The 11,884-nt window shown below is 31.8% G+C and carries 11 protein-coding genes and 1 other annotated feature; of the genes, 6 read left to right on the top strand and 5 right to left on the bottom strand.

Features of this window, described 5'->3' with window-relative positions:
• Positions 1 to 43: 43 nt before the first annotated feature.
• Positions 44 to 1,207 carry an iron-containing alcohol dehydrogenase gene (locus bsdtw1_RS01545; RefSeq protein WP_183275839.1) on the bottom strand — a complete coding sequence of 388 codons (1,164 nt, stop codon included), beginning with the start codon at positions 1,205 to 1,207 and terminating at the stop codon, positions 44 to 46.
• Between the two features lie 526 nt (positions 1,208 to 1,733).
• Here bsdtw1_RS01545 and galU point away from each other — a divergent pair.
• From galU to bsdtw1_RS01560, 3 genes are all read left to right on the top strand, one after another.
• On the top strand, positions 1,734 to 2,609 hold the full coding sequence (galU, locus tag bsdtw1_RS01550) for a UTP--glucose-1-phosphate uridylyltransferase GalU (RefSeq protein ID WP_183275840.1): 876 nt from the start codon (positions 1,734 to 1,736) through the stop codon (positions 2,607 to 2,609).
• Positions 2,610 to 2,969: 360 nt separating this feature from the next.
• Positions 2,970 to 3,359: a GtrA family protein gene (locus bsdtw1_RS01555; protein ID WP_183275841.1), complete on the top strand. Its 390-nt coding sequence runs from the start codon at positions 2,970 to 2,972 to the stop codon at positions 3,357 to 3,359.
• Entirely contained in the window at positions 3,352 to 4,293 is a 942-nt protein-coding gene (locus bsdtw1_RS01560; RefSeq protein WP_183275842.1) for a glycosyltransferase family 2 protein, read from the top strand. The genes bsdtw1_RS01555 and bsdtw1_RS01560 overlap by 8 nt, the downstream gene beginning before the upstream one ends.
• Before the next feature lie 507 nt (positions 4,294 to 4,800).
• Here the strand turns inward: bsdtw1_RS01560 and trpS are convergent.
• Entirely contained in the window at positions 4,801 to 5,799 is a 999-nt protein-coding gene (trpS, locus tag bsdtw1_RS01565; RefSeq protein WP_183275843.1) for a tryptophan--tRNA ligase, read from the bottom strand.
• Positions 5,800 to 6,073: 274 nt separating this feature from the next.
• Positions 6,074 to 6,322, bottom strand: a binding site (T-box leader).
• A gap of 58 nt (positions 6,323 to 6,380) precedes the next feature.
• A complete protein-coding gene (locus bsdtw1_RS01570; RefSeq protein ID WP_183275844.1) occupies positions 6,381 to 6,536 on the bottom strand; it encodes a lmo0937 family membrane protein in 156 nt (51 codons plus the stop codon).
• A gap of 210 nt (positions 6,537 to 6,746) precedes the next feature.
• Here bsdtw1_RS01570 and bsdtw1_RS01575 point away from each other — a divergent pair, with 210 nt between their 5' ends.
• Positions 6,747 to 7,295: an ECF transporter S component gene (locus tag bsdtw1_RS01575; RefSeq protein WP_183275845.1), complete on the top strand. Its 549-nt coding sequence runs from the start codon at positions 6,747 to 6,749 to the stop codon at positions 7,293 to 7,295.
• A 177-nt stretch (positions 7,296 to 7,472) separates the two neighbouring features.
• Here bsdtw1_RS01575 and bsdtw1_RS01580 read toward each other — a convergent pair whose 3' ends face one another.
• Together bsdtw1_RS01580 and bsdtw1_RS01585 are read right to left on the bottom strand one after the other, a co-directional pair.
• Positions 7,473 to 7,634 carry a zinc-ribbon domain-containing protein gene (locus bsdtw1_RS01580; RefSeq protein WP_183275846.1) on the bottom strand — a complete coding sequence of 54 codons (162 nt, stop codon included), beginning with the start codon at positions 7,632 to 7,634 and terminating at the stop codon, positions 7,473 to 7,475.
• A gap of 161 nt (positions 7,635 to 7,795) precedes the next feature.
• Positions 7,796 to 8,899 carry an endospore germination permease gene (locus bsdtw1_RS01585; protein ID WP_183275847.1) on the bottom strand — a complete coding sequence of 368 codons (1,104 nt, stop codon included), beginning with the start codon at positions 8,897 to 8,899 and terminating at the stop codon, positions 7,796 to 7,798.
• A 104-nt stretch (positions 8,900 to 9,003) separates the two neighbouring features.
• Here bsdtw1_RS01585 and bsdtw1_RS01590 point away from each other — a divergent pair, with 104 nt between their 5' ends.
• Entirely contained in the window at positions 9,004 to 10,419 is a 1,416-nt protein-coding gene (locus tag bsdtw1_RS01590) for a spore germination protein (RefSeq protein WP_183275848.1), read from the top strand.
• Entirely contained in the window at positions 10,403 to 11,527 is a 1,125-nt protein-coding gene (locus bsdtw1_RS01595; RefSeq protein WP_183275849.1) for a Ger(x)C family spore germination protein, read from the top strand. The genes bsdtw1_RS01590 and bsdtw1_RS01595 overlap by 17 nt, the downstream gene beginning before the upstream one ends.
• Positions 11,528 to 11,884: the final 357 nt, after the last annotated feature.

Raw genomic sequence — 11,884 nt, forward strand, 5'->3', positions numbered from 1 at the left:
GACTAAACGCTTAATTTCAATACAGTACTAAAGAAGACGTAGATTATTCAAAGGCTATTTCTAATATTTTGTAGACATCGTCTCGCTCTAGTCTCTTTAAAGAACCTAATACTCCTTGCTTAGCAACGGTATCAGCTATAAAATCTAAATCCTTCTTTTCAACTCCAACTTCTTTTAGAGTTATTGGAGCACCTATTTCTTTATAGAAAGCTCTTAAAGTTTCTATAGCTTTTAATCCCTTTTCTTCTCTAGTTCCTTCTGTTATGCCAAATATCTTTTCAGCAAATCTTTCGAATTTTTCAGGCCATGTACTGTGCACGTATTTCATCCAAGCTGGCATAACAATTGCAAGACCTGAACCATGAGCTATATCATTGAATACGCTAACTCCGTGTTCAATTCCATGAGAAGACCAGTCGCCTCTTCTGCCAACTCCATTTATTCCATTTAGTGCAAGAGTAGCTGACCAAGCTAATTCACTTCTTGAATCATAGTTTGAAGGATCTTCTATTAAAATTCTTGTATGCTTAATAATAGTTCTTATGATACCTTCTGAAAGTTCATCTTCCATATCTGTATTTGAAGTGCCTCCAAAGTAAGCTTCAAATACATGACTTAAACCGTCTACAGCTCCATTAACTGTTTGAATAGTTGGAAGAGTTGCTTGAACTGATGGATCAAGGATTGAAACCTTTGGGAAAAGTAGATGAGAACCAAAGCCCCATTTCTTGCCTTCAGCTTCATTTGTTATAACTCCACCAGCATTCATTTCTGATCCAGTTGCTGAAATAGTAAGTATAGGGAATATAGGTAGAGCTTTAGTAATCTGAGCTTTTCCTTCAAAGAAATCCCAGACATCTCCATCGTAGAAAGCTCCAGCTGCAATTGCCTTTGCAGAGTCTACAACGCTTCCTCCTCCAACTGCCACTATACCTTCTAGATTATTATTCTTAACTATTTTAATAGCCTCATGGACCTTTGATAGTACAGGATTAGGCTTAACCCCAGAAACTTCGATAAAATCTATATTATGTTCTTTTAGTGATGCAATAGCTGTATCATAAACACCATTTTTAAATATGGAGCCTTTTCCATATAAGAATAAGACTTTTTTAATTCCAAAGCTACTTACATGATTTCCGATAGTCTTAATAGTATCTTTACCGAAGACTAATTGAGTTGGGTTATAATAAGTAAAGTTTAACATTTTGAATTATTCCTCCTTCAAGTCAATAGTAATATATCTATATTTTAGAGTATTAGGTATACAATATACAATAGCGCTATTATAAAATTGTGTAATTTTTATAGTAAGTATAAATATGTTAGTATATAGATAAGAAATATTTGTTTTAATTATAAATTTCAATATGGCACTTTAACATTTACAGATATGGAGGTACCACTTCGGAATAAAATTTATTACTTTTAAATTCTCCCATCAGAAGCCGTGAGGGTTTTAAAAATAGATTGCGGTTCGAAGTAGTACATCTTTAATAAATATTTAATCAGTAAACATCGATATAACTTTCTAAGCTTATTTCTAGTTGGTAATCGTTAAAATATGGTTATGTAGTTTAAATAATATTTATTTGGATATATTTATAAATGGAAAACAACAAAGATGTTTATATAGTTTGCGTTGTGACTAATTTTATACAAAATAAATTGTTATAATTTTACCAGTATGTTAAAATGTAAATGTTAAACTTATTGATTGGAGGACATTTGTTATGAGAGTTAAAAAAGCAATAATTCCTGCTGCAGGACTTGGAACTAGATTTTTACCAGCTACAAAAGCACAACCTAAGGAAATGCTTCCTATAGTTGATAAACCAACAATTCAGTATATAATCGAAGAAGCTATAGATTCAGGAATAGAAGAGATACTTATAATAACAGGAAGAAATAAAAAGTGTATAGAGGACCATTTTGATAAATCTGTTGAACTTGAAATGGAACTTGAGAAATCAGGAAAAAGCGAGCTTTTAGAGCTAGTTAGAGATATAAGTGATATGGTTGATATACATTACATAAGACAAAAAGAGCCAAAGGGGCTTGGTCATGCAATTCATTGCGCTAAGGCTTTCGTTGGTAATGAGCCTTTTGCTGTTATGCTTGGTGATGACGTTGTGTACAATGATAATCAGCCATGCTTAAAGCAACTTATGGACTGCTACAGTGAGTATAATACTACAATCCTAGGAGTTCAAGAAGTAGCTCACGAAAATGTTAATAAGTATGGAATAGTAAACGGTATCCATATAGAAGATAGAGTTTACAAGGTAAAGGATCTAGTGGAGAAGCCATCAATTGATGAAGCTCCAAGTAATGTTGCTATTTTAGGAAGATATATAATAACTCCAGCAATATTTGATATACTAGACAATACAGCTCCAGGAAAAGGTGGAGAAATTCAGTTAACAGATGCTCTTAAGACTTTAATAAAGCAAGAAGCTATGTATGCTTATAACTTCGAAGGAAATAGATACGATGTTGGAGATAAGCTTGGATTCTTACAAGCAACTGTAGAGTACGCTTTAAGAAGAGATGATTTAAAGGATAGTTTCACAGAATATCTCAATTCAAGACCTTGGGACAATGCTTAAGTTATAATTACAATTTCAGAGCTCTTAGGCTGAAAATAGGAGATAGAAATTATGCTCCTATTTTTCCTTTTTACATATATAAAGTTCAGACTTCAACAATTAGTTTATATAGCCTACGAGTCATAGGTGCAATTTTCAAGCAAGTGTAAATTAAAAATACACTTTCACAAAATTTTTACATAATTATCGCATATTTGGGCAACAAATTTAAAGTTATAATGAGTTTAATGTTTATATAGATGTATCATTTCGAACCGAAGTCTATTTTTAAAACTCTAACGGATTCAGGTGAGAGGATTTAAAAATATAAATTTTATTACGAAATGGTACATCCGTAAATATATTTTTTGTGGTGATGAAATGAAGGAATTATTAAGATTCATAAGATTTGGAATAGTAGGAGTTATGAACACTCTAATTACTATTATAGCATTTTGGATATTAGGTAAGTTCGGAATGAATTATATTTTAGCTAATACCCTTAGTTACCTTATAGGTGTAGTAAATAGTTATTTTTTAAATAGTAAATGGGTGTTTAAAGTAGATGCCAAGAACAGTGAAAGAAGCGTAAAATTTGTTATTATCAATCTTATTGTATTAGCTATTAATAACTGCCTACTGATATTATTTGTAAGTAAGTTTGGTATAGATAAGCATATAGGTCAGATATTAGTTATCGGAATATGTATGGTGCTAAATTACTTCTTAAATAAAAAATGGACGTTTTCGGAGGATGTAAAGAATGGATAAAAAGCTTTCGGTTGTTATCCCTATGTATTTTGAAGAGGAAGTTGCTGAAGAATGCTACAACAGAATGACAGAAGTTATGAAAAACAACAATTATAACTATGAGCTTGTATTTGTTAATGATGGTTCTACAGATAGAACAATGCCAATACTTAAAGGTATTGCTGCAAATGACAAAAATGTAAAGATTATAGGCTTTTCAAGAAACTTTGGTCATCAAACTGCAGTAACTGCTGGTATGTTTAATGCTACAGGCGATGCTGTTGTAATAATTGATGCCGACCTTCAAGATCCCCCTGAATTAATAGTTGATATGGTTAATAAGTGGAATGAAGGTTATGAAGTTGTATATGCAAAGAGAAGAAAAAGAGAAGGAGAAACTTGGTTTAAGCTAATAACTGCAAAATATTTCTATAAGTTTTTAGCCAGCATGTCAGATATAGAGATACCAAAGGACACAGGTGATTTTAGACTTATAGATAGAACTGTAGTAGAAGCTTTAAGAGCGATGCCAGAAAGAAATAGATTTGTAAGAGGTATGGTAAGCTGGGTTGGCTTCAATCAAACTTACATAGAATACAATAGAAACGAAAGATTTGCTGGAACTACAAAATATCCTTTAAAGAAAATGCTTAAATTTGCTTCAGATGGAATAGTTGCTTTTTCTTCAAAACCATTAAAAGTAGTATCTCTAATTGGTACCATAACCATATTTATATCTTTCATAATGCTGATATATTCAATAATAGTTAAACTATTTGGCTATACAACACAACCAGGCTGGACATCTCTAATGGTAGTTATAACACTATTCAGCGGAGTACAATTATTATCCCTTGGAATTATAGGAGAATATATAGCTAGAATTTACGACGAAAGTAAAAATAGACCACTATATATAATTAAAGATAAGATTAATTTTGAGGAAGAAAAATAGATTTTTTAAATTTTTCTCAAAATAAAAAGTTCACGATTTTGTTGTGAACTTTTTATTTTTTTATAATTGCATTTTCTGAACGAAGCTCATCAAAGCTTCGGCTGTATAGCTCCAGGTATTCCAGTTAACATTACATATCAAAATAAAGTGCTTCTACAGGAGATGCTATATGAATAAGCGGTTAGAATTAAATGATTTTTGGAGGTGAATTAGCGTTAAAAAATTGTATTGTCTAAGCGAAGCGAGTTATACAATTTCTATAATGTATCAAATGGATGACTAGATTAGGTCAATGTATAAAAATTTAGGCACTTCTACAGTAGATGCCATATGAGCGAACAACTAGAATTAAATGATTTTTGGAGCTGAAACAGCGTTAAGAAACTGTATTGTCTGAGCAAAGCGAGTTATACAGTTTTAGCTGTTTAAGAGGAGAAAATCATATTAATTCTTTGTGCAGCTCATCAAGGCATTGGATGTAGGAGTGCCTAAATTTAAGTTATATGACTATCTAGGAATAAATCCTATCTTCTTTTGCATTTTTCTTAGGGTCTTAGTAGCTAAATAGTTAGCCTTTTCAGCACCTTTCTTATAAACTTCTTCAAGATAAGACTTATCAGCTAAAAGCTCTTTAACCTTTTCTTGAAGTGGAGAAAGTTCAGCAACTATTGTATCAGCTACATCGCTCTTAAGCTCTGCATAACCTTTTCCTACATAGTCAGCAACCACTTCGTCAGGCTTTAAGCCTTTTATGGCACACAATATATCTATAAGGTTTTTTACGCCAGGTTGTTCGTCAGTATAGTTTACCACTCCAATACCATCAGTAACGGCTCTGCTTACTTTCTTTCTTATAACTTCTGGTGGGTCTAGAAGCAAGATGAAGCTATTTTGATTTTCATCGGATTTAGACATCTTCTTTGTTGGCTCTTGAAGACTCATTATCTTTGCACCTTCTTTAGCTATATAGCCTTCAGGTACAACAAAGGTTGGGCTGTAAGCATTATTGAATCTTTGAGCTAAATCTCTAGCTAATTCTAAATGTTGAGTTTGGTCCTTTCCAACAGGAACTAAATCTGTATTATATAAAAGTATGTCAGCGGCCATAAGAACTGGATAATTGAAAAGTCCAGCCACTATAGAGTCGCCCATCTTTTGTGATTTATCTTTATATTGAGTCATTCTTCCTAGTTCACCCATATATGAATTACAGTTTAAAAGCCATGCTGCTTCGCTGTGGGCAGGTACATGTGATTGTATGAAAAGAGTATTCTTTTCAGGATCTATACCAGCAGCTATATATATTGCTAAGACTTCTAGAGTTCTTCTTCTAAGGTCTGCAGGTACTTGCTTTACAGTAATTGCGTGTAAATCTACTACGCAGAATAGACAGTCGTATTGATCTTGAAGTTTAACCCAGTTTTTTATAGCTCCTAAATAATTCCCTATGGTCAATTCGCCAGAAGGTTGAATACCACTAAATATTACTTTCTTTTTGTCTTCCATTCTTTATTCCTCCTACTCGGTTATAATGAAATTAAATTATCTATAGTATATCTACTTAAAAAGATAAAAAAGTCGCTGAAGTGATCTTCTTCAGAGAGTTTTTTTGCGCATCTGCCTTTTCTTAAGCGTATGTGAAGAAATTCTGGCAGGCGACATAAATTTTGTTTTTTACTGTTTACATAAATAGTTGTTCTGAGCACTTGATATTGATAGGTTTTGTTATCAAAAAAAATTATGCTTTCCTAAACAGTAAAAAAGCCCTATGGATAAAAATCCATAGGGCGTATAAAACGCGGTGCCACCTATATTCAAGAGAAGTTCATTCTCTTCTTTAATTAAGATACAATAATATCCTATCTCTATAACGTGAGAACACGACTAAAACTACTTAATTATCTATAATAATTTTTCGTCTAAGTATCTCAGAGATCCATTCAACTTAAACAACATTACTGTAATTTCACCGCCTACAGTTCTCTGGAAATGTGAACTAAAGTTTACTATTTCTCTTCTTTGATTTTAGAATATAGAAGTAATAATTTATTACTTCTATAATATGACATATAAAACAAAGTGTCAACTCAGACTTTATTCTTTCTTCCGAAGATTAAGTTAACTATAAAAATTATTGCTGCAACTACAAGAAGAATGTTGATAAAGTAACCTCCTATTCTGAAGATTATTCCAAGTAACCAAAAGAATATTACTATACCACCAAGCCATCTTAGGAAAGCCATATAATCACCTCCTTTTTAGTACAGATGATTTTAAGAAATATTTGAAACTAAATTTGTCATTAAATCATGAATCTTGATAATAGTATTAGTAAAAATAAAATAATAATACATAAACTTTGTATCGATACATTTGCAATGCAATAGGTTATGTTATATCATCCATTTATGGAATAATTTCTTATTAAAAAATTTAAAAAGGGGCTAGATATTATGGAGAATTCAAAAAACTTAAAAGCTAGAGATTTAGCTTTAACAGGATTGATGATTGCATTGGTTTTTATAGCTGGGAATATAATTAAGATTCCTACTGCAGGTGGTTTTGTGCATTTAGGAGATTGCATGGTTCTTCTTTCAGCAGTTGTACTAGGGAAAAAGAGAGGTGCATTAGCCGCTGCTATAGGGATGGCTATGGTAGACATAAGCGGAGGATGGCTTATCTGGGCTCCGTTTACTTTTATAATAAAGGCTGGTATGGCTTATATAGCTGGAGTTGTGATTGAAAGATTCAAGGGGACTTATATTTCATATGTAGTAGGTTTTATTTTAGGGGGGATATTCATGATTTTTGGATATTTCTTGGCTGGCACAGTTATTGCAGCAGCTACATCAGGAAACGGATTTTCAACTGCTATAGTTGGTGGGCTTGTATTTGCTGCTAAAGATATTGTGGGAAATGTACTTCAAGCGACTTCTGGTGTTGTTATAGCATTACCTTTGTCAGTGGCACTTGTGAAGAAAAGAAAAAGTGCCAGTATTTAAATTGTCACATGGATGTACCACTTCATTTTAGAATTTATATTTTCAAAACTCCTCTCAGAACCCAGATGAGTTTTGAAAATAGTTTTCAGATTGAAGTAGTACATCCTCAAAACCAAAATAAATAACCCAGTAATCCGTATAGGACTACTGGGCTTACTCAAAATCTCGAAAGATTAATTAGAATCTATCTCTTTGTTTTTGAGCTTTTCTTGCTTTTCTGCATTCTGGACATCTTACAGGATCATTTTCAAATCCTTTTTCTTTGTAGAATTCTTGTTCTCCAACTGTGAAAACAAATTCCTTTCCACAATCTTTACATAATATTTTCTTATCTTCCATTAAAAAAACCTCCTTTAAAACTCATAGGCTATTTTGGATATTTACTGCCTTACCAGTCTTTAAAGGGTAGGTTAGTAAACAGAAAATTTCCTATAAAATTTTAATAATATTCACACCTATATTATAGCATATTTTAGGAGATTTTCAACTGGATTTTTTATTTAACAATTCTTCTTAAGCTTTAGTTTTCCTCTGTTTCCGTGAAAATGCTTTGCTCTATAAATGCTAAAAAGTATCAATGGAAAAATCAAAAATATCACTAGATAAATGTATTGATTTATTTCTAAAATATCCATAAATCTGAAAGCATTATTACCAATTAATAGTGAATAAATGTAAAGTAATATTGAAAGTGTTGTTACAAAAAGTAATTTATTTTTTATATTGTTTCTAAATAACATTACGATTCCATTTATAGCCAAAATGTATTTTACCATCAGTCCAAGTGTGCACAAAATTAGAACTAATATTTGGCCGTTTTCAATAAAGTTTCCGTAGGATATTCTTTGCACTTGTCTAAATGCTGGAAATAGTATGTTTTTTGCTCTCATGGAACCCATACTTGCGATATGGCCAGTTATTGCAAAACACACCAAGTCCACGGATAATAATACTCCTATGAAAAAGTGAAAAGTAAAACTTCTAGTTTTTCGTACATTTTTTAGTAAGGGGAATATTATTGCAACACAGCTAAAGCCACCTAAAAACTCTAAACCACAGCGTATTTGGTCATAAAGTGAGTTGTACTTAAATAAGGGGAATAGGTAGTCAAAGTGTTTATACCTATGTACTAATAACTCTATTACAACTATGGTTATTAGTACTATAGATGTTGCAATGAGTACTATATTCAGTACACTGTTGAAATTCCTAGATGCAATATACACTGCTGGAACAATAAAGAACAACATTATATACCAAACAGGGCTTTCTATAAATATGTTTACATGTATGGAGCTCGCTTCCACTGCAGCGCTTTCACCAGCGGATATGAATAGACCAACAGCAAAAAGCCATATATAAACCTCGCCAAATCTATCACCAATGGCACCATGGACTATCTCTCTAAAATTGAAAGTCTTTGCTTTGCTAAATGTATTTACAATGTATAGAATTAAAATCATAAATACAATTGATGAAAGTATACCAATAAACCAGGTGTCTCTTCCCCCCGTGGATATGAAGATTGATGAAAAAATCTTCATGGATACTATCATAGAGCCTGCTATAAAAAGTATTAAATGTTTTGATGACAATCCTTCCAAAAAATTCACCTCTTTTAAAAATCCTATAATTACCTTAATTTATTATTCTCCAAAAAGTGAATATTAAACATTTTTAGTGAAGATAATATTTTTAGGTGATGATTATGAAGAATACAAAAGATTATATTTCAGAAAAACTAAAGGGTTCTTTTGACTTAAAGATTAGGGAGGTAGATACAACACTCGGAAAGGCTACTGTAATATTTATAGATGATATGTGCTCTACAGTATTTGTGAGTCAATATATTGTTGCTCCTTTGATAAATGCTAAAGTAGGCATAAACTCTATAGAGGATATGGCAAGCAGAGCCTTGGATATAAATATAGTAGGCTATGCAAAAAATGATGATGATGCTATTCTTCACATTCTATCAGGTGATGTTATAGTATTGTTTGATAATTATGATGGAAAGCTACTATACTGCGAGGCTAAGGGTTTTATAAGAAGAGGGGTAAGTATACCGGTTTCAGAAGCGGTTCTTAAAGGCCCTAGAGAAGGCTTCACAGAAGCTTTTGTGGATAATGTGGCTCTGATAAGAAGAAGGATAAAAGATCCGGATTTAAAGTTTGAGCCTATATACGTAGGTGATAAATCAAATACTGTAGTATGTCTTACTTATTTGAAAGGTACAGCGCCTAAAGGTTTAGTTGATTATGTAAGAAATCAGATAAATGAATTAGATTATGACTTTATCTTAGATACAAACTACATAGAGAATAAACTAAGAGATAAAAATACAATTTTTGATACTATAGGATATACTGAGAAACCTGACACTGTTGTAGCAAAATTAATGGAAGGAAGAATTGCAGTGTTAGTAGATGGAACTCCTTTTGCAATGACTGCACCGTGTTTCTTTATAGAAACCTTTCAAGCTCAAGATGATTATTATATAAATAGGTATTATGCTAATTTTACAAGATTTATGAGATGGCTTGCTTTCTTCTTTGCAGCATTTTTGCCAGGTTTATATCTAGCCATAGTAACTTATCATTTTGATGTAATACCTCCATCGTTTGTCTTTAGATTAGCAGTTTCTAGAGCAGGTGTGCCAATACCTACTGTGGTCGAAGTTATACTTATGATGGTTTTCTTTCAGTTAATAAAAGAAGCAGGACTCAGACTTCCTCAGCCTATAGGTACGGCAATGAGTATAGTATCAGCTCTTATACTAGGAGATGCAGCTGTTGGAGCAGGAATCGCTTCCAGAATAACAATATTAGTGGTAGCAATAAGCTCCTTATCATATTTTCTAATTCCTAGGATATATGGAGCACTTACAGTATGGTCTATGATTTTGATAATTATGGCTGCATTTTTGGGGTTGCCTGGTTTCTTCGTTGGAGTAATGCTAATGTTTGCTCATATATGTAATCTTAAGTCATGTGGATATTACTATATGTTTCCTATAGGAACTTTAAAAAAGTTAAAACTTAAAGACATAGTATTTAGAGGACCTTTAGAAGATATTTCAAATGATTTTTTAGGTGAGGATGATACTAATGAAAAGATTAAATAAGATAGTTTCAGTTCTGTTGATTATATGTCTTTCAATAGGGCTAACAGGGTGCTATAACTATAGGGATATTAATAGAGCTACATTTGTAACAAGTTTAATTTATGATATTGATGAAAATAAAAATACAGTCTTATACTTGGATTGTGTTATGCCTTACAGAAGTACAAATGAAAGTTCTGAAAAAGGAAAAAGAATGGTCTTTAAAGGACAAGGGAAAACTGTCCTAGAAGCAATTAGAAATGCAAGTACCTTTTCAAGTTTTAAGCTTAATATGACTCAATGTAGAGCCTACATTTTCTCTGAAAGGGCAGCAAAAGAAGGTGTGGGGCAATTTGTTGATATAATGGCGAGAGATCAAGAATTTCTTATAAGACCTTACGTTTTTGTGTTTTTTGGTCAAATTGAAGATCTTTTCACCAAGGTAAAATCAGACGAAGAATACTTAGGGATATTTTTAGATGAATTGGTGTATAAAATGAAATCAAGTCCTAGAACTATAGCAACTAACTTAAATGATTACCTAACTAATAGAATTAATGGAGGCAATGTTGCAGTTTTAGGAGGATTAGAAATTGTCAAAGATATTATGGAAAACAGAGTGCAAATAAAAGGTGGAGCTATTCTTAAAAATGATAAGCTTGCTGCTAAATTAAGTATTGAAGAAGCACTAAGTTATAGTTTTTTAAGCAATAATGTTAAGAGTGGAACTCTTGAAATAAATAATCCTCAGAATCCGGACCAATTCATAACCCTTGAGATACTAAATTCAAAGACTAAAACGGACGTAAAATACGATGGTGAAAGAGTAAAATTATACAAAACTATAAATATAAGATGTGATTTGGCCGAATCTCAAGGAAGGTTAATAGTAGATAAGACCGTACGAGATTATATAAAAAGTGCTGAAGAACAAAATGTGAAGAAATATCTTAATATGGTATTTGATGCTTATAAAGTACAGGATTTAGATGTATTTAAGGTTGGAAGGCTCATGGAAGAGAAATACCCTAATGCAAATCTAAAAGGTGAACTTATGGAGAAAACTGATTTGATATTAAATGTAAATGTCAACTTAGAAGGCCCTAGCGTAAGAGAACATACATTTTAATGTCGTAAAAAAGTAAATATTGATTTCATAAATTTAGATGAATTAAAAAGATTACTTAACATGTAATAATTTAGGGGGCATGTGTATAAAAATGCCCCTGAAATTCTTGATGAAAGAAGGTACATAAGCTAAAATAACCATATGAAGAATAAACCCCCTAGGGGAATAATTGAAGGGCAAAAGTTTATTTCGTAAAAAATGAAAGTTAAATGAAAATTGCAATTTAATTAATTGAATATTTCAGAAAAATGTAATAAAATGGCTATTTTTTTCGATTTACAAATTAAACCTAATAAGATAAAATAATATTGTATGTCATAAATTATTTAAATATCCTAAGTACTCTAATAATGACAT

Source organism: Clostridium fungisolvens, assembly GCF_014193895.1.
Lineage (GTDB): Bacteria > Bacillota > Clostridia > Clostridiales > Clostridiaceae > Clostridium_AR > Clostridium_AR fungisolvens.

Coding starts and splice junctions, on each gene's coding strand:
- bsdtw1_RS01545 (WP_183275839.1), bottom strand. CDS start 1,207: ATGTTAAACTTTACTTATTATAACCCAACTCAATTAGTCTTCGGTAAA.
- galU (WP_183275840.1), top strand. CDS start 1,734: ATGAGAGTTAAAAAAGCAATAATTCCTGCTGCAGGACTTGGAACTAGA.
- bsdtw1_RS01555 (WP_183275841.1), top strand. CDS start 2,970: ATGAAGGAATTATTAAGATTCATAAGATTTGGAATAGTAGGAGTTATG.
- bsdtw1_RS01560 (WP_183275842.1), top strand. CDS start 3,352: ATGGATAAAAAGCTTTCGGTTGTTATCCCTATGTATTTTGAAGAGGAA.
- trpS (WP_183275843.1), bottom strand. CDS start 5,799: ATGGAAGACAAAAAGAAAGTAATATTTAGTGGTATTCAACCTTCTGGC.
- bsdtw1_RS01570 (WP_183275844.1), bottom strand. CDS start 6,536: ATGGCTTTCCTAAGATGGCTTGGTGGTATAGTAATATTCTTTTGGTTA.
- bsdtw1_RS01575 (WP_183275845.1), top strand. CDS start 6,747: ATGGAGAATTCAAAAAACTTAAAAGCTAGAGATTTAGCTTTAACAGGA.
- bsdtw1_RS01580 (WP_183275846.1), bottom strand. CDS start 7,634: ATGGAAGATAAGAAAATATTATGTAAAGATTGTGGAAAGGAATTTGTT.
- bsdtw1_RS01590 (WP_183275848.1), top strand. CDS start 9,004: ATGAAGAATACAAAAGATTATATTTCAGAAAAACTAAAGGGTTCTTTT.
- bsdtw1_RS01595 (WP_183275849.1), top strand. CDS start 10,403: ATGAAAAGATTAAATAAGATAGTTTCAGTTCTGTTGATTATATGTCTT.